The sequence below is a fragment of the Cognatundibacterium luofuense genome, assembly GCF_018139685.1.
GTDB classification, from domain to species: Bacteria; Pseudomonadota; Gammaproteobacteria; order Burkholderiales; family Burkholderiaceae_D; genus Undibacterium; species Undibacterium luofuense.
On the sequence record NZ_JAGSPN010000007.1, the window covers coordinates 149,861 to 171,993 of the forward strand.

Below are 22,133 nucleotides of genomic sequence, written 5' to 3' on the forward strand. Positions count from 1 at the left end.
GTCATTCTCCTTCAGTCTGATTCGCGTAGCGTTGCGCCAGCACCGTACATACCATCAATTGCAACTGGTGGAATAACATGATCGGTAACAGCACGATCCCGGCTGCGCCGCCTGCAAACAACACCTTCGCCATCGGTACGCCGCTGGCCAGACTCTTTTTTGAGCCGCAAAATAAAATCGTGATGCTGTCGGCACGGTTAAAGCCAAGCAGGCGCGAAGTTAACACGGCAAAAACCATGATGATCGCCAGTATCAGCGCACTGACCAGCAGCAAGGTTCCGATCAGGCTCAGCGGCAGCTTGCTCCACAAACCCTGCACTACAGCTTCGCTGAACGCCACATACACCACCAGCAGAATCGAACTCTGATCCAGTTTTTTCAGAAATGCAGAATGACGGTCCACCACTTTGCGCAACACAGGACGCAATACCTGACCCGCCACAAACGGCAGCAATAACTGGTTCACAATTTTCAGTACCGGTTCCCACGAAAACGGTCCGGTATCACCGGTTTTCACCAGTAAGCTGACCAGTACCGGCGTGATAAAAATACCGAGAATATTGCTGGCAGATGCGCTGCAGACTGCAGCCGGTACATTGCCACGCGCGACGGAAGTGAACGCAATCGATGATTGTACGGTCGATGGCAACACGCATAAATACATCACGCCAAGATACAGTTCAGGTGTCAGCCATGGTTGCAGCAAGGGCTTCAGCACGAGGCCGAGCAAGGGAAATACCGCAAACGTGATACTCAGCACCAGCAAATGCAGCCGCCAGTGAAATAAACCGGCAATCACCGCCTCACGCGATAAACGTGCGCCATGCATGAAGAACAGTAAGGCAATCATGCCCACCGACACCTGATCAATACCAGCAGCGAATTGTCCGCGTGCCGGAAAAAAACTCGCCAGCAAAATCATGCTGAACAGCATCAGCATCATGGCGTCGGGTAAATATTGTTTTAATTTCATGTTCAGTTTTCCGGAAATCAGCTGCTGATTTTACGCCAATCAACAAAACGCCACCGATACGGCGGTGCCCCGTTATAACAAACCAACGAAGCGACCGCGCAAAGATCGGAAGCGCTGCAAAATCACCAAATTTTCTGTGTATTTTAAGATCATGGCCGGATGCGCGGTGTAACCGAAGTTATCAGGCTACGAAATCCGGTTATATTCCCAAATTCCTGTGATTGTTGATGATGGAGTTTGTAATGAAACCTCGCCTGATTCCCGCGCTGATCAGCCTTTGCCTGTCAGTTCCAGCACTGAGCATGGCTGCGCATCCTAACGATACTGAAGCCTTCCGCTGGAAACTCAGTGATATGTACAGCACGCAGACAGCGTGGAAAGACGATGCCGCGAAAATGCGTGAACAGCTGACACAGTTTCAGCAATGCGCAGGACAGCTGACGGCAACACAGGCGAAGTTTAAAGCCTGTCTGGATCAGTACGCCGATATCCAGAAGCGCTTTGCGCGTCTCGCCGTGTATGCATCGCAATTCCATGATCAGGATACCGGCAACACGGCTGGGCTGGATTTGCAGCAACAGGCAGATATTCTGGGTAACAAACTCGAAGAAGCCACTTCTTTCCTGCGTCCGGAACTGATCGCTGCCGGAGCAAAAAAAATCGACGCTTATCTGGCGAAAGATAAATCCCTGCAAATTTACCGCCAGCCGCTGAATGATATTCTGCGCAGCAGCGCCCACACACTGAGCAAATCCAGTGAACAAATCGTTGCACAGTTCGGTGCAGCCACCGGTACGGCAGCAGCAACCTACAGCACACTGTCGAATGCAGATATGCCGTGGCCGAAAGTCAAATTGGCTGATGGTCAGGAAGTGACAATTGATCAGGCCGCTTACACAAAATACCGCGCTGCCGGTAACCGCGATGACCGCAAACGTGTGTTTGATGCGTTCTGGGGCAAGTGGAAAGAGTTTGAACGCAGCTACGGCGTGATTTTTTACGAGCAGCTGAAGCGTGACAGCGTATACGCCAAAGTGCGCAATTACCCGGATTCACTGACACAGTCACTGGATGGCAACAACCTGCCACGCGCTGTGTACGACACACTGATTTCACAAACACGCGCCAACTTGCCAACGCTGCACCGCTATTTCCGCCTGCGCGCGAACATGCTGGGCGTCAAAGATCTGCAGTATTTTGATATTTACCCGCCGCTGGTTTCCGGCAACTTCGTTTATCCGATTGATCAGGGCGTGAAATTCATGCTGGAATCGGTCAAGCCGCTCGGTGACAGCTACGCGACTGCGATGCAAAAAGCCACCACTGCAGGCTGGATGGATGTCTATCCGCGTCCGCGCAAACGTTCCGGTGCCTACATGAACGGTGCAGCCTACGATGTGCATCCTTACATTCTGCTGAACTACAACGATGACTATGAATCTGTGTCCACACTCGGCCATGAGTGGGGTCATGCAATGCATTCGTATTTATCGAACGGCACACAGCCATTTATCACATCGGATTATCCGACCTTCACAGCGGAAATCGCATCGACCACGAATGAAGTGTTCCTGCTGGATCACATGCTGAAGATCGCAAAAACCGATGAAGAACGCTTGCTGTATCTGGGTTCTGCACTGGAAAACCTGCGCGGCACCTTCTTCCGTCAGGCCATGTTTGCTGACTTCGAACGTGAAGTGCATGCCCGCGTCGATAAAGGCGAATCACTGACCGGCGAAGAACTCAGCAAAATCTACACAGAAATTCTGAAAAGCTATCACGGCGACAAAGAAGGCGTTATGAAAATTGATGACACTTACGGTATCGAATGGGCGTATATCCCGCATTTCTATAACCGTTTCTATGTGTTCCAGTATGCCACTTCAATTGCAGCCGGTTCCATGTTTGCGGACAGCATCCTGCAAGGCAAAGATGGCGCACGTGACCGCTATCTGAACATTCTGAAAGCAGGCAGCTCTGCTTATCCTTACGATCTGGTGAAATCTGCCGGTGTGGATCTGGCAAGCCCTGCCCCGTATCAGGCAGTGTTTAAACGCATGAATGACATCATGGATCAGATTGAAGTAATTCTGTCCCGGAAGAAATAAAACCTCGTCTGAGACACAACGGCCGGCACCCCCTGGGTTGCCGGCCGTTTTTTTATCCTTACAGCTTTGCGCTCAGTCAAAATCCCCTCGTGTCTGTAAGGTTAAATTATAAGAAACGATCCGACGGAGACCACAATTGAGCGCCAGAAACTTTCATCCGATTTCGGTTGATATCATTCAGCAGGAACACGAGCACCTTTCCGCTGTGATTCAGGGCATGCTGTATTTTGTGCGGGCTATCAAAATGGGCAGCACACCACCTGATCTGAAAGTGTTCCGTGCAATGCTGTACTACATCACAGAATATCCGGAAAAAATTCATCATCCTAAAGAAGACCAGTATCTGTTCGCCAAAATCAAAGAGCGCACGCACCAGCTGGATTTTGAGCTGGATGCGCTGATCGAACAGCACAGCCGTGGAGAAATGCTGGTGCATACGCTGCAGGATACGCTGCTGGAATACGAATTCGCAGGCGCACCGGCCTTCGATAAATTTGCGGAACAGGTAGAACAGTATGTGAAGTTCTACTACCAGCATATGCGCAAAGAGGAAGAAGTCATTCTTCCGGTCGCTAAACAAGTACTGCACATTGCTGACTGGCAGGAAGTTGATCAGGCATTCATGGAAAACCGCAAGCGCCTGGATGACAGCGGTGAACGCTATCGCTATGAACAATTATTCTCGCTGATCGTCAACATCAGCCCCGCCCCCATCGGCGTGGCTGATCCGCTCTGACGATTTCTCCGGAGGCGGGTTATTTCAGAAAATAGCCCGTCACTTTCCAGCTGCCATCTTTCGTTTCAATCAGCACCACGGTTTCAGTCACTTGCGGTGCTTTTTCAAACGCAGTCTGATACACCACGAATTTGAACTTACCTGCCGGTGCACCTGGCAAATCTGACTTCACCTCTTCGCTTTTAAATTCACGCTTCAGCATCTTCCCGGTTTGCGCTGCAATCTGCTGCAAAGTCTGCGTCCACTGAATCTCGCTGACATTGGCCTGAAAACCGGCATCCGCATCTTTCCAGGACTGCCCGAAATTCCCCTGATCGATGGTTTGCACCCAGCGGTCAGCCGCTTCATGGGTATTCTGATCCGCTGCCAGCGCGGTTCCGCTCAGCAAGCTCAGGCTGATTGCCATACAAGAAATCCAGCGACGCATTCTGCTTTTCCTCTCAGATGAAGGGTCAGTGACCCGGATGTGTCAGTTTAGCGCAAAAAATTGCCAGAATGCATACTTCAGCACAGCGATCTGCCGGACGACCGCTACAATAGTGGCTCTCCCATAAAAGGAAATGACGAAATGCGCGTAATACTGCCGGCTCTTCTTTTGACTTTATTTCCCCTGACAGCCATTGCGCAGACCCTTGCTGCCGATGGCGCGTGGCAACGGCTGGAAAGTCCGGTCAGGACAGAATTACGCGGCTTGTCGGTCGTCAGCAAACAGATTGCCTGGGCCAGCGGTGCGCAGGGAACGGTGCTGCGCACTACTGATGGCGAACACTGGCAGCAGATTCCGGTGCCGGGCGCTGAGAAACTGGATTTCCGCGCCATCCGTGCATTCAGCGATCAGGTCGCATGGATTATGAGCGCCGGTCCCGGCGAGCAATCGCGTATTTTTGTCACTCAGGATGGCGGTACGCACTGGGAGCCGCGTTTCATCAATACCGATCCGAACGGTTTCTGGAATGCGATCACTGCTTCTGCGGACGGACGATTTACCGTATTTGGCGACCCCGATGCGAGCGGCCTGCAGTTCTGGCAAACCGATACAAACGGCCAGCATTTACAAAGACTGAATACACCTACTGCCTTACGACCGCTGCCCGCTGAAGGCGCGTTCGCCGCCAGCGGAACCTGTCTGTTTCAGCTCAATCCGCAGTCGCTGTGGGCAGTCACAGGCGGTGCAGAACGTGCGCGCATCGCCTATAGCCATGATGGTGGTCTGCAATGGCAAATCCGTGATCTGCCGCTCGCCGCAGGTGCTGCCAGTCGCGGCGCGTTTTCCGTCAGCTTCCGCGATACGCAGCACGGCATCGTCGCTGGCGGTGATTACAAGGAAATTCATTACGACAGCCCCAACATCGCTGTCACGCAGGATGGCGGTAACAGCTGGCAAAGCATACGAGCATTGCCAGCCGGTTTTTTATCGGTGGTCACGCATGTTCCGGGCACGAACAACACTGTCGTTGCAGGCGGGCTGACCGGTTCCGGTGTCAGCCATGATGGCGGCATTCACTGGCGCCAGCTCAGCACTACACCGGTCAATACGATCGCTTTTGCCGATGCGAAGCATGGCTGGGCGATCGGGCCGAAGGGATTGCTGATGCGTTATCAGGGCGCGCCGCTGGATGTTCAGACGGACAGCAAATAACGCAAACCACTGTTACGCCGTGTCACCTGCGCCGTTGCCTGCTGCAATGCAGATGGTGACGGTGTCAGCAATGTAAAACAGGTTTTGGCGCGCGTAATGCCGGTGTACAGCAATTCGCGCGTCATCACTTGCGATTGCTGCGGCGGCAGTATCAGCGCAACGTGACCAAACTCTGAGCCCTGCGATTTATGCACGGTCATTGCATACGCCGTTTCCACGTCACTGAGACGACTGGCCAGTACGCTGTGCAAGCCATCACCGGCCGGAAAATAGACTCTGACCGAGCCTTCACGCAAAGGATCCGGCAGACAAATACCAATATCACCGTTGAATACCCGCAAACTGTAATCATTGCGCGTGACGATGACCGGACGGCCAATATACCAGTCACCCTGACGTTTAATTTTTTCCTGCTTCAGCAAAGTATTTTCTATCAGTGCATTCAGTCCCTGGACACCCCAGTCACCTTCACGCACTGCACATAACACCCTGAAGCGGTCAAAGGCTTGCAGCACCGCCTGCACCCAGCTTTCATAATCGGCAAACGCCTGCGCTCCGGCATTTACGACCTGACGGAAAGCAGCGAATCCGCTGGCCTGCGGATGAGCACCGCGTCCGTTCAGAAACAAGTCCAGACACTGCACCGTCTGCGCCGGTTGCTGCCAGCTCAGCACCTCATCCGCCGATTGCCGCAACACTTTTGCCGCCTGCTCTGCGTTTCCTTCGTTGACTGCCATCGCCAGCTGGCCAATTGCGCCGCCAAAACGACGGCTCTTACGCAGCATCGCCGTGTGCTGCGCCAGCAGATTACGGTCAGTCAGATACTGATCAGGAATTTGCTGCCCCGTCGCTGCCAGCAGCCATTCAGCCGTCGCTTTGCGGTAACCGCCTTCCGTCGCAAACTCACATAAATCCGCCATCACCGCACCGGCTTCCACCGATGCCAGCTGATCTTTATCGCCAAGCAGAATCAGCAAGGTATGCGGTGCCAGCGCATCCAGCAGATTCGCCATCATTTCCAGATGGATCATGGATGCTTCGTCCACCACCAGTACATCCATTTGCAAAGGATTGCCCGCATGGTGGCGCAGGCGACGGGTATCCGGCCGCGCGCCCAGCAGACTATGCAGCGTGGTTGCAGGTGGAATCGCGGTCGCCAGTTGCTCTTCGTTCAGCACACTGCTGAGCACCGGTGCCAGCGCTTTCAGCGCACCATCAATCGATTGTTTCAGACGCGCTGCCGCTTTACCGGTTGGCGCCGCCAGCGCAATCCGGAACTGATCCGGATGCTCCTGCAAAGCCAGTAACAGGCACAGCAAACGCGCCACGGTATAGGTTTTGCCGGTACCGGGGCCGCCGGTAATCACACTGAAACGGCCACGCAGCGATAAAGCGCAGGCTATTCTCTGCCAGTCCGGCCCGTCCTGATCTTCACCGGCAGGGAATAACTGATCCAGCCAGAGTCGTATGCGTTCGGACGGCACATCGTTCTGCGCCGGTGCATCCAGACGCAGCTGTATCGCGTTAGCAATTGCCTGTTCATCCTGCCAGTAACGACGCAGATACAGACGATTCTGATCCAGAATCAGAGGCTGTCCGGCATCGGCCTGTGCGCTGCCAGCGATCCGGACCAGAGGACATTGCGCCAATAATTGCTGCCAGCCCTGCAAATCCGCAGGCATGGTGCCGAAAGCCGCTTTCAGCAAGCTGCGCTGTTCCGCATCAACAGAGGTCAGCAATGTTGCTGCAGCCTGTTCATCATCAACCGTAATACAGGAATGTCCCTGCGCTTCAGCTTCCGTCAGTTGCACCACCAGCCAGATCAGTGCATCCGGCAACACTGCATGTCTTTGCAGATATCGTATGAAGTTGAGTGTTAACAAACTCAGTTTTTTTTCCTGCGCCAGCTGCTGCAGAACATTCATCGTAGATTCCTGCATCAGACCATCTCCTCATTTGCACAACTCAGCATCATTTCCAGCTGATCCATCCATACTGGATCCGGTGCCAGCTGTACACAACCCGCAGTACCGGGGTTTGCCACACCACGCAGAAAGTAAAACACCGCACCGCCCAGGTGCTGTTGCGGATCATAATCCTCACCCAGACGCAGTTTCAGCAAGCGGTGTAAAGCCAGTAAATACAACATGCCCTGCACTTCATACCGGTGCTGCAGCATCGCCTGTTGCAGCGCTGATTCGCGATAGGCATCGTCGTTACTGCCAAGCGCATTCGACTTGTAATCCATTACCCAGTAACGTCCGTCATGCTCAACGACCAGATCCATGAAGCCGCGCAGCATACCTTTGACCGCACTGTCTGCCAGCGCCGGCCTTGCCAGTTCCGGCCAGACAGTTTGCTGACTCAGCGAATCCAGTTCCGCCACCGAGAATGCATCAGCCGGGAACCAGAATTCCATTTCCGGCACGCATTGTCCTGTTTCCGCAAGCGGAACTTCCCAGTAAGGGACGGTGGTTTGCGCAATTTGCTGCAACCAGACAATCACATCTTCCTGCCGGTGTGCCCAGCCCGCACGTTCGCAACGCGCCCGCACCGCATCGGCAAACCAGGCCTGCGTTGTTACATGAAATCCTTCGCCCGCCAGCCACTCCAGTTGCTCATGCAAAAACTGCCCCGGCACCGGCCCACGTGGAAAAGCGTGCCAGACCTGCGATACCGGCGACGCATCCGGAACGCTGTCATCGCGCTCTGCCAGCTTATCCAGCAAAGGCAGCGGCGTGCGCACGGATTCGCCCAGTCCGCGAGTGATCGAGCTGTAACTGACAACGGCCCAGTCTTTTTCAAAACGGGCTGTGTAATCGCTGGCAGGATAAACCGGCGGCGGGCTGCTGCGTGGCTGCCAGTGTGTTTTTTCGGCCTGTTCCGGCAATGGCAATATCTGCATTGCCCCACAATCGGCCGTCACCGCCTGCAGCCGCTCCGTTAGCGAAGCTTGCTGGTCATCACCATACAGCCCCAGCAAATACGCGAGGCCACTGTAACGGAACTGATCTTCCACATCCGCCATCCCCAGCCACATCGCATGGCGTGGACGGGTCAGTGCCACATACAATAAACGTAAATCTTCTTCCAGTTTCAGCAAACGCAGACGCAGACTGCTTTCTTTGCTTTTTGCGAAATCCAGCCGGGTCTGTCCGCCTTCTTCCGGCAATTGATAGAACGCCGCTTTGGCATCCGGGCTTTTGCGCATACCAGCGGCAATAAACGGCAAAAATACCAGCGGATATTCCAGACCTTTGGATTTATGAATCGTAATTACCTGCACCAGTTCCGCATCACTTTCCAGACGCAGCACATGCTCATCGGCTTCGCCCGGGTCATGGATTTGCTCTTCCAGCCAGCGTATCAGTGCCTGTTCGCCTTCCAGCTGTACACTGGCTTGCTGCAGTAACTCGGCTAAATGCAGTAAATCGGTCAGACGACGTTCGCCATCCTGCTCATTCAGCAAGCGGGATCCCAGCGACAAGCCATGTATCATCTGACGTATCATCGCCAGCACGCCCTGTCTGCGCCAGATTTGCTGCCACTGTCTTAATTGTTCCGCCTGCTGTTCCCACGCATAATCGTCTTCGGCATAACGTTGCAACTCGTCCCAGTGTCGGCACGCGCTGCGTGTTGCCAGCGCAGCGCGCGCCTTGCCAGCAGCCAGCGGATCAGCCACAGCCTGCAACCAGTACAACACATCTCTGGCTTGCGGCGTCTGAAAAATCGAATCTTTATCCGACAAATACACAGAAGCGACACCGCGCTGACTTAATGCTGCGCGAATCTCTGCCGCTTCATAACGGTTACGTACCAGCACTGCCATATCGGCTGGTCGCAGGCTGCGGAATGCATTGTCGCTGCGGAATCCGCATTCCGCATCATTCAGTAACTGCACCATCTGTTCAGCACATTGCTGCACCAGCTCGCGGCGAAAATCTGCTTCTTTCAGCTCGGTATTCTGCGGCAGCATCCATTGCAAGCCGGGAATTTCTGCCTCGCCGCGCACCAGCTTTTCCGCACGTCCTTTAGCTTTTACCGGTTCAAACGGCAAAGGATTATCATCGCCGCGACGGAAACAGAACGCGCCGCCGGATTGTCCGGACTCCGGATTTTCTGCCAGCATAAATACATGATTGACTGCATCAACCACCGCCGCCACCGACCGGAAATTCGTATCGAGTACGTAATGACGGCCTGCTGTCGCGCTGCGTGCAGTCAGGTAACTGCGAATATCCGCACCACGGAAACCGTAAATCGCCTGCTTAGGGTCGCCGATCAGAAACACACCGGTATCACTGCGGTTTTCTGCAATCGCATACAGTGCATCAAAAATCATGTACTGATCCGGCGAGGTATCCTGAAACTCATCAATCAGTGCCACCGGAAACTGTTGCCTTATGCGCGCTGCCAGTTGCGCCGCATTATCGCCCTGTAAAGCCGCACGCAAACGCTGCAGCATGTCTGCAAAACCGAATTCACGCGCCTGTTGTTTCAGCATTGCCATACGATGACTGATACCTGCCGCCGCATGTTCATACAGCACCGGTTTAGCCGTCGGAATCGCGGTTAAGGCTTTTTGCAAGTCAGCGATGCTGTCCGCAATGCGTGGCAGACTGCCTTCTTTTCCTTTTTTCCAGCAGGTGTCCAGATGTGAGCTTTCCCATTTATCCAGATACTCAATAGCTTTCCCTGACAACAGCGCACGTTGCGGATCAGTCAGCCAGTCAAATACGTCGGTAAAAAATCCTTCCACCGATGCCGCTCTGAGCTTGTTCCCATTCAGCGCATCGCAATTGTCCTGATACCAGCTGCCCAGCTCTTCAAGCAAAGTTTTCCATTCAGATTTAATCTGCGTCGCCGCCTTCAGCGCTTCCTGATCCGCGAATTGCAGACAGTCTGTCAGAGATCGGTTTTGCCAGTGCTCGTAACGACGGGCGTGCGGCAGCATGGCACGGATTTTTTCTTCCAGCACATACACACTGCCCCATACGCTTTGCACCCGCGCAAAATGATCAGCGCCGAGTGGATACACTTGCTGACGCCAGTAATCTTTACTCGCCTGTTCACGCCAGCCGGTTTCGTCAGCATTCAGCTCTTCATCAAACAAACTGCCACTGTCGAAAGCATGTTCGCGCAGCATGCGCTGACACCAGGCATCAATCGTGAATACTGCACTGTCATCCATTGCTTCCGCCGCCATCGCCAGCCGGTAAGCAGCCTGTTCACGCGCGCTCTGGTCTGCATAATCCTCCAGCAAACCTGCCAGAAACGGATCGGATGCCTGTGCGTCACCACGAAACACTTGTGCAGCTTCGATCAGACGCGAACGAATACGGTCAGACAATTCGCGGGTCGCAGCGCGGGTGAAGGTCATGACCAGAATTTCAGCAGGCTGCAGTGGCCGGATAAACGCAGTTTCGCCACCGTGACCAAGCACCAGACGCAGATACAGTGCGGCAATCGTCCATGTTTTTCCGGTTCCGGCACTCGCCTCTATCAGTCGCGAACCATGCAGAGGAAAAACTGCCGCTTGTAAAATCTCACTCATCCCGCTTCTCCTGTGCTGCCTCTTCCGTATCCAGCATATGTACTGCCACCTGCGATTCCGCCCAGATCAGCAATGGCTGATACAAGGCTTCGGCAATCTCTGTAAATTCATCCGCTTGCTGCATGCTGGCAAAATTCGGCCAGCAACGCGCCAGCGCCAGATCTTTATCCACCTCTCCCGGATTGAACGCATCGCCTTCATAGGCACTCTGCGCAGCACGTAAATCCTGATTTTTACGCAGCCATTCCATGGCGCTGCCGCTGGAAATACCAAGTGGACGTGTCATTCCCTGCATCCAGATTTGCAACAGCTTATTCAGTGACTGCTGCGCTTCGGCCTGTGGCAAGGATGGCATTTCCAGCCAGGCATCCCGTCCAACCATCAATTGCGTTAATGCTACTCCCTGTGCGCTTGCCAGCAATTGCCGTATCCACGGTTGCCAGAGTTTTTCTGCGACCGCCAATGGTTTCTTCTTCTGTCCGTTGGTCAGTCTTGATGGCGTGAAATCCAGCAAGCGCCAGCCCTGCCCGTCTTCAACCAGACCACCGGACCAGTCTTCCACTGTGATTTGCCCGTTGCTGTAGCGCCATTGTTGTGTACCGCTGGCCTCACCGGCTTCCTGCATCAGGCGCTGCCAAGTGCGTAACACAGGCTCTGCTTCGCCAATCAGATTATCCGCGATCTGGTCGCCGGTATGTGACAGTGGCAATACGCCCTCACGCCGTATTGTATCCAGCCGCTGTTGTAATTGCGTATTCAGATCTGAGGCGCTGATCTGATCACGCTCGGTTAAACGACTGATCAGGGCCCAGTTTTCCAGCCCGTCAATTGCAAACGGTTCATCATCCTGGCTTTGCACGCTGTCCTGATCGAAGCGGATTTGCAAACGCTGCGCCATAAACGCTTTCACCGGCTGGCGTAAAAATTCAGCCAGTTGACGGATACTCAGCTTTTGCCCGGCGTCAGGCGGCGTCAGGCTCAAAGGCGCTGCTATCGCCGACTCCGCATGCACGGCTGCCCATTCGCGTGCCCAGGTCAGGCTCGGAGATGTTTCAAAATAACGGCGACTGAAAGGCTGAAGGGGATGTTCGGTCAGCAAGCCATGCGCAGGCAATTGCCAGCATTGCGCAATGTAATCGCGCAACTGTGATACCAGCACCGAAGGCGGTTGCCAGCTATTGTCGCGTATGCTGCGACCGGTCCAGCTGACATACAGTTTCTGACGCGCCGCCAGCAAGGCTTCCAGCATCAGATAACGGTCATCCTCACGTCGTGAACGGTCACCCGGACGCTGCATGCCGGGCATGCGCAGTAAATCAAAATCGGCTGACGGTGTACGGCGCGGATAATCGCCATCATTCATCCCCAGCAGACACACAACTTTGAATGGCACGGCGCGCATCGGCATCAGCGTACAGAAGGTCACGCCGCCGGACATAAAGCGCTGATTCAGATCCGGCTCATCCACCTGCGATAACCAGGCTTCTGCTGCTACGCTCAACTGTAAAGGCTGGTCAAACTGCGCCAGAGCGCAATCGTCCACCCAGCGCTGCAAGCCCTGCTCCGCCTGCAGCAAAGTCATTTTTTCCCGCTCGTCAGCGGCATCAAAAAACTGACTGACCAGCTCTCTGAACACAGCTGCCCATTCCACCGGCGTATAAGCCTGCAGCAAGCGATGACTCCAGTGTTGCAACTGATGAAGCAATTCAGCCAGCGATCCGGACAGCACCGCATCCAGTCCGGCGACTTCGCCGTAAGGTGCAATGCCGTCGAAACTGCTGCGGTCACCATTGGCGTAGCCTGTCAGCATGCGCTCCAGCCCGAACAGCCAGGAATTTTGCGCGCCGGCTGCGCCCAGTCCCAGACGCTGTCTGTGCGCATCATCCAGCCCCCAGCGTATGCCTGCACCTTCAATCCAGCGTGCCAGCAGCGGCAAATCATTTTCACGGATACGGAAACGCTGCGCTAAAGCAGGTACCTCAAGCAAATCACGAATCTGACTCTGACTGCAACGCTGATCCGGCAATTTCAGCAACCATTCGAGTGCAATCAGTAAAGGGTTTTGCTGACGCTCTTTGGTGTCCGCAATTTCATACGGAATATAACGGGTATCGTGACGCGGATACTGGCCGAATACAGCATGAATTGCCGGTATCCACTTTTGCAGATCCGGCACCATCACCACGATATCGCGTGGTCGCAGTGGTGCATCAGCCTCTTTCTGCGCCAGCCAGTTCAGACACTGATCATGCAGTACTTCTACTTCACGCTGCGCACTGTGCGCAACATGAAATTCCAGTGAGTGATCATCCTCCGCCAGCGGCAAACGCGCATGTTCACCGACAGGCCGTAAGTCGCGGATCGCTGCCTGTATTTGCTGCAACAGCATGTCACCATCGCCATCACTGAATAAATCCAGACGCAGACTGTTATATTGCTTGCGGGTTGCATCTGCATCATCAAAGCCATCCAGCATGCGGATAAAATCACGCCCCAGTTTGCCCCACGCCGCCAGCAAAGGATGCGCATGCGCGTGCAATTGTTCCGGCGGCAAAGCGTCCAGCGACACTGCCCGCGTTTTCTCGCGTGCGGCGCGGCGGCGTTCTGCGCGCAGCAATTCACGGCCTTCGATAATATCGCCCCAGTAATACTGGCAAGGATTACTGACCGCAATCACGACCTGCGTATAACGCGCCATCGCACTCAGTGCTTCCATCGTTTGCTGTGGCATGGCCGACAAACCAAACACCACTACACGACGCGGCAAACCATGATGCATTGCCTGATCGGTTTGCAACGCACTGACAAAACGCTGATGAACATGCGAACGGCCCGAAGCACGCTGCTCCGCATCCACACTCTCCGTGACTGCACGCCACAACACCGGTTGCCAGCGCTGATCTTCCGGCACAACCGAGGGCTCGCCGGATGCGCGGCGCAACTGATCCAGGCCCGCCTCCCAGTCCTGCAGCCAGTCAGCACGAAACATCTGATAACCGTCGAATAAGTCCGCAATACGGGTGGCCAGCTGATACACACGAATCTGCGTGCCATCCTGCAGATACTGACGCAACGGTTCGCATTCGGGCAACATAGTCACTTGCGGCAACATTTGCTGAATACGCCAGCCCAGCGCGGATTTATCCAGCGGCGAGCGTTTCGCGACTTGCTGATGCCCCAGCACTTGCCGGTAGGCATCCCACAAAAAACGGGCCGGCAACATGACTTTTGCCGAAGCACATACGCCCTGACGGCGCGCCATGGCAATCTTGAGCCACTCCGCCACACCGTTCGATTGCACGATCATGATTTCCGGTTCCAGCACACTCAGCGGGTTTTGCTGTATCCATTGCAATACCGCTTCACCAAGTTGTTCCAGCTGGTTGCCATGCAAAACAATCAGGCCGGGTTGTATGCTTGTCATTGTGCTTTTATCCATTCAGCTAAGCTGCATTCCGGCAATCAGTAAAGCTGTCTTTCACTGCCTGCTGCCGGACTGCATCGTCTATTTACAAATTGACACAAAATATACCCGATGCGACCTGCTTACACCAGCCTGCACATCGCCTATCCTGCTGCCAGACCATCACCAGCTGACGCAAGCGCGTAGTAAAACTCCATCACAAACTGTTATACTGCCGCATTAACGCGGGCGACTCTGGTCGCCCGTTCGCATTTACCGGAATCTCAGACATGACATCTACCTCCATCTGGCCTGCACTGGCCGAGCAACTCCGCTTTCAGACTGCCCCTTTCCCTGCGGAAGCGATTCAGGCTGTCACAGCGCAAAAAGAGTCTGTGATTCCGGAACTGATTCAGGTATTGCACGACACTGCAAAAGACCCGTCTGCCGCGCTGGATGGCAATTACATGCTGCATTTGTATGCAATGCATTTGCTCGCTGCGTGGCGAGTGACCGATGCGTATGAAGCCATGATGGCAATCGGCGCATTTGGCGATGAGCAGCTGGAACAGATCATGGGTGATGTGATCACAGAAACCTATGGCCGCTGTCTGGCTTCGGTGTGCGATGGCAATACTGCGCCGCTGCAAGCGATGTTTGAAAACAATGCCATTTCGGTCTGGTCCCGCACGGCAGCCTTGCTCGCATGGCAGGTCCGCGTTATCTGCGGCGACAACGACCGCGCAGCTTTACTGCAATTCCTGCAGGAACAGGGCGAAAAGCTGGCGAATCAGCGCCGCCACGAAAGCGAAGGCGATGCGATTCTGCTGGAAACCATCGTTGATGTCGCCACAGCCCTGTGCGCGCATGAAATGCTGGATCAGATCAACAGCTGGTTTGATGAAAACCTGCTGGACCCGCAACTGAGCGACCGCGACTGGCTGAATGAACACATCCACGCCGATTTTCAGGCCAGCCGCCTGCTGGAATTACAGCACGGCAAGAGCTATATCAGCGATGTTGAAAAAGAAATGGGCTGGTGGCCTGTGTTTCAGGAACCGGAAAAACAAACCTTCCGTAAAACCTACACGCAACACACAATACGCAAAGAAGCCAAAATCGGACGCAATGATCCATGTCCATGCGGCAGCGGCAAAAAATACAAAAAGTGCCACGGCATCGACGTTTAATACCGCAACGCATTTCCGCTGATAAGCTGGAAGTGAAAAACAACGGATATCAGGAAACAAAACTGATATCCGTTTTTGTTTCAGGATGCAGATAACAACTCTTCGCCACAATCCAGTCACATTCCCATCTTAATTAAACAATTCAGGAATCTGCGATTCCTGAATTACGGTAAACAGCAAGCACTTAGACGTTTTTCTCAGATCACACAGGCTATTGTGGTTATCCCCAATTCATAATGCGGCACAGCGATGGCATGATGCGCTCGCATCATGCTGTTTCTGCTCTCTGCGTAAATCGACTTCATCTGCGTGCGCAGCCTGCAAAGCCAACGGACAACCGGTCGCAGCGATCACGCTGCAAGCCTGGTTATCCAGCCAAATGCAAGCCCCCACCGGGCAACAATCTGATCGGACCACAAGTCTGAACTGAATTTTCCGTGACATCCGGTTAACGCAGGATGGCATGGCTCCTGTTTTATTTTTTGTGATCGCACATCCCGCGAGGGCGGCGCTCATCCCGAAATAAGTAAGCCACAACAATGACACAGGCAGACGCAGGATGATCTGCTTACTAAGGAGAACTATTGATGAAGAAAAAATCCAATACGCTGATGATTTTCATCGCGATGATCGCCGGTATCGGCGTCGGCTATGCCTGCCATGAAACCTGGGCTGGCACCAAATTCGCGACGGAACTCTCCGGCTACTTCTCTATCCTGACAGACATCTTCCTGCGACTGATCAAAATGATCATCGCGCTGCTGGTGTTCTCCACGCTGTCGGTTGGTATTGCCAACCTCGGCGACACCAAAACCGTAGGCCGTATCGGTGTTAAATCCATGGGCTGGTTCGTGATTGCATCGCTGGCATCGCTGTCTATCGGTATGCTGTTGTCGAATGCCCTGCAACTCGGCACCAATCTGGGTCTGCCGCTGCCGGATGTGCACGCTGCCACCAACCTGAAAACCAGCGCATTTAATCTGAAAGATTTCGTCAGCCATCTGTTCCCGAAATCGCCGATTGAAGCGATGGCCAACAATGAAATCCTGCAAATTGTCGTGTTCTCCCTGTTCTTCGGTTCTGCACTGGCAGCGCTGGGCGAATCCGGTAAAAAACTGACGGCGGTGATTGATGAACTGGCGCACGTGATGCTGAAAATCACCGGTTCCATCATGACACTCGCACCAGTAGCTGTATTTGCTGCAATGGCTTCCGTCATCACAACACAGGGTCTGGGCGTACTGGTGACTTTCGCTAAATTCATGGCCGGTTTCTACTTCGGTCTGGCGATTCTGTGGACACTGCTGATTGCTGCGGGCTTCGTTTTCATCGGCAAATCCATCTTCCGTCTGATGGCACTGATCCGCGAACCATTCCTGCTGGCGTTCTCTACTGCAAGTTCTGAAGCTGCTTACCCGAAAATTCTGGATGCACTGGATAAATTCGGCGTACAACGCAAAATCTCCAGCTTCGTTCTGCCTATGGGTTACTCCTTCAATCTGGATGGCTCGATGATGTACTGCACATTCGCGGTACTGTTCATTGCACAGGCTTACGGTATCGAACTGTCGGTCAGCACACAAATCACCATGCTGCTGTTGCTGATGGTCACCTCCAAGGGTATGGCCGGTGTGCCACGCGCTTCGCTGGTCGTGATCGCCGCTACACTGAACCAGTTCAACATTCCGGAAGCAGGCTTGCTGCTGATCATGGGTGTGGACCAGTTCCTGGATATGGGCCGCTCCGCAACCAACGCAGTTGGTAACTCGATTGCCGCGGCGGTGATTGCGAAATGGGAAAACGGTATCGACCCGAACGTCAATGTCGCCAATATTGAAAACGCGAAATCCGGCAAAAAAGTCGCCTGATTTCAACACCCCCTGCCTGCCGTTTCGCTCCTGAGGCGGCAACAGACAACGCCCCGGTTTTCTCTGAAAACCGGGGCGTTTTGTTTTGATGCTGACGTCTCACATCTCAGCCAGACAACACTGGTCAGGCTGGGGGCAATGACCAGACAGCTGTCGTCTGCTGCTGAGCTGAATTCACATTGGTGGTGACGATACACGCTGTGCCGTGGGTTCCATCCGTTCCGAGTGACATCACCACATCGGTGAACAGTGCCGGATACGCGAGGATGTACATCAGCGGAACATAAATCACGCTCAGGTTTTCCTGGTCGTTATAAATCACACTGTTCGCAGTTTGTATCGTCAGACAGTCGCCGTTTGCATTCGTCAGCGGCAAACCGCCGAATGCGACCAGCGGTACAGGATTGAATGGCGTAAACCCTGCGACCTGCGTTTTTCCGATCACACCTTCCAGCTTCACCAGTGCGTTAGTGTGCTTATCGTAGCTACGGGTCAGTGCCAGCTTCACACCAAATTCCGGTATTGTCAGCTCGCCATCTTTGTAGGTCATTTTTTTATGATCAAAGTAACAGCCTTGCGAATGCACACCGTCGAAAGACCAGCTGATCAGCACCATATAGCAATCGGCCTCAAAACCCGGAAGTAAGGTGGAATACTGCGCCTGAATCGATACAAAACCCGCTGGCGTGCAGTGATCCGGACCGTTTGCATAGGTCAGCGGATAATAACCACTGAAATTCACCAGATCGATATCCGGCGCCCCGAAAATATTCGGCGTGATCGTTGGGGCATCCGGAATGGTCAGTAAGGAGCGCACCGGGTTTGCGCCACCGTCACACATATCATTACACGCAAAGCCTTTATTGCCCGACGTACCCATAATCAGATGCACGTAACTTTCCTGTTGGGGAAACAGGAAATAGTACATATTCAGGTTATAAACATAAGCTGGCACGGGTGCTAACGCGCCGTTATTCGTACCGAAATCGTAACGCAACTGATAATTCGCGCTGATTTCCAGAACTTCGACAGGCGTACTGGTTGGCGCGGACGCATAGAATTTTCCGGCGAACAGCGGCGCTTGAATCGGATTGTTATAGGTCTGACCAGTCACATTCACTGCAACGCAGCCCGGCAGGGTAATCGTCCCAGTGCAAGTTGCGACAGGGCCGTAAGTATCGGCGTTACGCACAAAACTCAGTTCGAACTTCGTGCCGTTACTGGTTAATTGCATCAGCGTATTTCCGTCAAATTCTGCGCTGAAGGCGAACCGGCTTGCCTGCTTTCCATCCAGCGATAAAATCAGCGTGAGATCCAGATACGGCTCACTCAGTGCCGGTGTCACCACCATATTGGCATCAATCGCAAAGAAAGCGCCCGTTGCAACTGAATCTGAACCAGCATCCACACCAGATCCGCTCAGCGGATAATAGCCATTCCACTGCATCAGCGCTTCGCGCGCTTTCTTACCCTGTGCGGTGTTATTGGGCGGCGATACACCGGGCACGCTCAGCGTCTGCAACAGCTGTTGATAATAATCCAGCGATTCTGCCGATGCCTTCACGTGGCGCGCTGCATGCATCATGCTGACTACCTGTGGTTCCTGACTCATACCGTTCTCCAGAAATAAGTGCCGAAAGATGGCCGTCAAACAAACGGCCAGACAAAAACTGAACGCCACACCGGCAAACCGGTACAGCGCCAGCGCACTATTGCAAAGAGCATGCCGATAACATCAGCACCCCGTTCAACGCTTATCAGGCAAGGCATCAATACCTTCAGCAGCAGATCAAACAACAGCACGGTTTCAGCAAATCAGGTACTTCCGGAAACGCCTTACACGTAAGCACTTAATTTGACACCACCCGACACGTTAACAAGTCGGCCTGCCCGTTTCGCGTCTGCAGACTGCCTGCGGGCAGCAAAAATGTGTCAAATGCGGTGTTCAGCACAGCGATCCGGCGGTCGTCGGCAGAAAGTCCGGGCCTCCGTAAAACACAAATGCGGATAACTGCACAACCAGCACGATCTTCGACCACAAACCAGCGACCAAAACAAAACGCGGGCAATTGCCCGCGTCCCGCGTTTTTGTTACCACATCACTGAACCAGCCTCATTCAGTGTCCTTAAGTCAGCCAGCCTTCCCCTCTTCTGCCGCCTTCGGCACCGAGGTTTTCATGCCCGCTTTAAAACTGCTGATCCACTGCTCGGTTTCGGTCTGAATAATGTTGTAGCGCGCACTGGAAACCCGGATCAGCTCGGTCAGCTCTTTCGCCAGATCCGGCTTACCGGCACCGGCAACCTGCAAAGCCAGCCAGTTCAGTTCAAACTCTTCCGACAAACGCTGCAAACGCTGCCTTGCCATTTCAAAGCGCATCCATGCATCTGCATTGCCGTAGTAACGCTCGTAGGCATACATGGTTGCCGTCACCACCATCATGACTGAAGTGGCACTGGCCGGAATCGTCCATGTTCCCAGATTGAACGGCGTAATTACCGGCAGCACTGCAGAAACACCACCAAACCCGATCATCGATCCCCGAATCAGACGCGCCCAGAAAGCCCGCTTTTGCTTAGCGCCGTCATACCACGCAATATCCGCCTCAATGGATTTCATCAGCTTATCTCTGGCATCCACAATACTTTGCGCTGCCTCCTGATTAAACGGCATCGCCTGCGCAAGCACTGCGGGATCGGCAGCTACCTGATACGGTTGCTCAGACGCATCGGTCGCCAGCGCGGCCGGTTGTGCGATGGCATCAGTTCCTGCATCGCCGGTGCTGTCAGTTGCTGAAGACGGCGCTGCCAGTTGTGGGTCTTGTTCGGCCATGTGATTTACTCCTGTTGTTCTTGTTAATTGAATGGAATGCCGCTGATTCTATCCGTTTGCCTTCACTGCAATATGAAACTTACAAAATCAGTGTACTTTCCGCCACACGGATTCATGCTTTTGTTCAAATTCATCTAACCCGGCCTGACGCAGCGTTTCACCCATGCTTCAGCGGCTTTCGTTTCACCTTCACGTCATAAAAATTACCTAGCCACTGCGTCGATAAACTGAGCGTCTCTTCTTAGATAAACCTTACTTCTGTAAATCAGCAATCGGCTGACAAAAAGGCTGCACCGGCAGTCATTCTGACTTCGTTTTTTTCGCTCTTGTTCGTCGCCATATCACCCGCCCGTGCAGATTGCATAAAACAACAACTATAAAACAGCACTTATCAGATTGGTTAGTCAAATCACTAAGACTGTTCAAAATCGTAGAAAATAGCGCACCGGCGCGGAAATGCCGGAGTACAGAACAGGAGACGACGATGAGACTTTGGCAGCAAGTGGGTGTGGTGGTGGCTTTATCGCTGGCGGTGTTCGGGGCGGCGCAAGCGCAGGTGGCGGGTGGTTCGGCTGCGGCGGCAAGTGCGGCGGCGCAAGCTTTGCCGGTCAGCAAGCCGTATGTGATTGCGCAGACTTACACGCTGCAATCACAGGTACTGAATGAACAGCGCGAGCTGAATATTATGTTGCCGGAGGGATATCACGAGCATCCGGAAATGCGTTATCCGGTGGTGTATTTGCTGGATGGCGGGCAGCATGAGGATTTCACGCATATGGCGGGGGCGGTGCAGTATGCGAGTTTTTCGTGGGTGCAGCGTTTGCCGCCGGTGATTCTGGTGGGGATTGCAAATACAGACCGCAAGCGCGATATGACGTTTAAGGCGTCGCCGAAATTTATCTGGCCGAAGTGGATGCACGCGTACACGGAAGCCTACAAAAACGCTGGTGGTTCGGATGCGTTTATCCGTTATATCGAAACCGAGGTGCAGCCTTATGTGCAGCAGCATTTCCGTACCGGGCCGGACAAAATGCTGGTCGGGCAATCGCTGGCGGCTTTGCTGGCAACGGAGATTTTGCTGAAGAAACCTGCGCTGTTTAATCAGTATGTGATGATGAGCCCGAGTTTGTGGTGGGACAATCAATCCTTACTGAAGCAAGCGCCGCAGTTGTTGCACAATCTGCCTTCATCGCCGCTGAAGGTGTATCTGGCAGTGGGAAATGAAGGGCCGGAAATGGTAAGCGATGCGCGTGCGCTGGCGGCGCTGATCCGCAAGCACAAGCAGCGCAACACGCAGTTTGTATTTGAGTATTTGCCGAAAGAAGATCACGGCACGATCCTGCATCCGGCCACGCTGAATGCGTTTGCGCACTTCTTCCCGCGTCCGCCGGAAAAATAAGCTTCTGCCGCTTTGATGAAGCGCATCACAGCCAGCCTTGCTTTGCAGCGCTGGCTTTTTTTTGTTTTTGTTTTGTTTTTGTTTTGTTTTTGTTTTGCTTTGTCTTTTGTTTTTACTTTGCCTGCTTTGCCGCGCTTTTGTGTGAGCGGCACTGGCGGCTACGGCCTTGCAGGTGCAGCGTGCCCAAGCATTGAACTGGCCTGCAGACCGTTAAAAATGCCTGAAAATGGCTGATTTGCGGAGGTCTGCATAGCGATCTGGCGGTCGTCGGCAGAAAGTCTGGCTGTCCGGAAAATGCAAATGCGGATAACTGCACAATTGAGACTTGTTCGCGGTTTTTTTTCGTCGCTGTATTGGGGCTTTTCCGGCGCATCGCAGGTGCTTCGTTAGTGCATCGCCGGTGCTTTGTCAGTACTTTACCGGCGTTTTTAAG

At 53.7% G+C, this 22,133-nt stretch carries 14 protein-coding genes; 7 read left to right on the plus strand and 7 right to left on the minus strand.

Features of this window, described 5'->3' with window-relative positions:
- Position 1: 1 nt before the first annotated feature.
- Positions 2 to 973 carry a bile acid:sodium symporter family protein gene (locus KDM89_RS11275; RefSeq protein WP_212688029.1) on the minus strand — a complete coding sequence of 324 codons (972 nt, stop codon included), beginning with the start codon at positions 971 to 973 and terminating at the stop codon, positions 2 to 4.
- A 242-nt stretch (positions 974 to 1,215) separates the two neighbouring features.
- On the opposite strand from KDM89_RS11275, the gene pepF reads away from it, so the two are divergent.
- Positions 1,216 to 3,081, plus strand: coding sequence for an oligoendopeptidase F (gene pepF, locus KDM89_RS11280; protein WP_230427813.1), 1,866 nt, complete (start codon positions 1,216 to 1,218; stop codon positions 3,079 to 3,081).
- A 136-nt stretch (positions 3,082 to 3,217) separates the two neighbouring features.
- On the plus strand, positions 3,218 to 3,817 hold the full coding sequence (locus KDM89_RS11285; protein WP_212688031.1) for a hemerythrin domain-containing protein: 600 nt from the start codon (positions 3,218 to 3,220) through the stop codon (positions 3,815 to 3,817).
- A 19-nt stretch (positions 3,818 to 3,836) separates the two neighbouring features.
- Here KDM89_RS11285 and KDM89_RS11290 read toward each other — a convergent pair whose 3' ends face one another.
- A complete protein-coding gene (locus tag KDM89_RS11290; RefSeq protein WP_212688032.1) occupies positions 3,837 to 4,244 on the minus strand; it encodes a DUF4019 domain-containing protein in 408 nt (135 codons plus the stop codon).
- 168 nt (positions 4,245 to 4,412) lie between these two features.
- On the opposite strand from KDM89_RS11290, the gene KDM89_RS11295 reads away from it, so the two are divergent.
- Entirely contained in the window at positions 4,413 to 5,456 is a 1,044-nt protein-coding gene (locus tag KDM89_RS11295) for a WD40/YVTN/BNR-like repeat-containing protein (protein WP_212688033.1), read from the plus strand.
- Here the strand turns inward: KDM89_RS11295 and recD are convergent.
- From recD to recC, 3 genes are read right to left on the minus strand one after another with little or no spacing between them, the layout of a single operon-like run.
- Positions 5,438 to 7,381: an exodeoxyribonuclease V subunit alpha gene (recD, locus tag KDM89_RS11300; protein WP_212688034.1), complete on the minus strand. Its 1,944-nt coding sequence runs from the start codon at positions 7,379 to 7,381 to the stop codon at positions 5,438 to 5,440. The genes KDM89_RS11295 and recD overlap by 19 nt on opposite strands.
- A gap of 14 nt (positions 7,382 to 7,395) precedes the next feature.
- Positions 7,396 to 11,010 carry an exodeoxyribonuclease V subunit beta gene (gene recB, locus KDM89_RS11305; RefSeq protein WP_212688035.1) on the minus strand — a complete coding sequence of 1,205 codons (3,615 nt, stop codon included), beginning with the start codon at positions 11,008 to 11,010 and terminating at the stop codon, positions 7,396 to 7,398.
- Positions 11,003 to 14,434, minus strand: coding sequence for an exodeoxyribonuclease V subunit gamma (gene recC / locus KDM89_RS11310; protein ID WP_212688036.1), 3,432 nt, complete (start codon positions 14,432 to 14,434; stop codon positions 11,003 to 11,005). Before recC ends, recB begins: the two co-directional genes overlap by 8 nt.
- 269 nt (positions 14,435 to 14,703) lie before the next feature.
- On the opposite strand from recC, the gene KDM89_RS22495 reads away from it, so the two are divergent.
- On the plus strand, positions 14,704 to 15,603 hold the full coding sequence (locus KDM89_RS22495) for a DUF1186 domain-containing protein (protein WP_230427814.1): 900 nt from the start codon (positions 14,704 to 14,706) through the stop codon (positions 15,601 to 15,603).
- 587 nt (positions 15,604 to 16,190) lie between these two features.
- Positions 16,191 to 17,471 carry a dicarboxylate/amino acid:cation symporter gene (locus tag KDM89_RS11320; protein WP_212688037.1) on the plus strand — a complete coding sequence of 427 codons (1,281 nt, stop codon included), beginning with the start codon at positions 16,191 to 16,193 and terminating at the stop codon, positions 17,469 to 17,471.
- A 124-nt stretch (positions 17,472 to 17,595) separates the two neighbouring features.
- Here the strand turns inward: KDM89_RS11320 and KDM89_RS11325 are convergent, their stop codons facing one another.
- Positions 17,596 to 19,083: a hypothetical protein gene (locus tag KDM89_RS11325; RefSeq protein WP_212688038.1), complete on the minus strand. Its 1,488-nt coding sequence runs from the start codon at positions 19,081 to 19,083 to the stop codon at positions 17,596 to 17,598.
- Between the two features lie 519 nt (positions 19,084 to 19,602).
- Positions 19,603 to 20,301 (minus strand): SLATT domain-containing protein, encoded by a 699-nt coding sequence (locus KDM89_RS11330; RefSeq protein ID WP_212688039.1) that lies wholly within the window; start codon positions 20,299 to 20,301, stop codon positions 19,603 to 19,605.
- Positions 20,302 to 20,785: 484 nt separating this feature from the next.
- Between KDM89_RS11330 and KDM89_RS11335 the strand changes: the two genes are divergently transcribed.
- Positions 20,786 to 21,700 (plus strand): alpha/beta hydrolase, encoded by a 915-nt coding sequence (locus tag KDM89_RS11335; RefSeq protein ID WP_212688040.1) that lies wholly within the window; start codon positions 20,786 to 20,788, stop codon positions 21,698 to 21,700.
- A gap of 15 nt (positions 21,701 to 21,715) precedes the next feature.
- Positions 21,716 to 21,934 (plus strand): hypothetical protein, encoded by a 219-nt coding sequence (locus tag KDM89_RS11340; protein ID WP_212688041.1) that lies wholly within the window; start codon positions 21,716 to 21,718, stop codon positions 21,932 to 21,934.
- Positions 21,935 to 22,133: the final 199 nt, after the last annotated feature.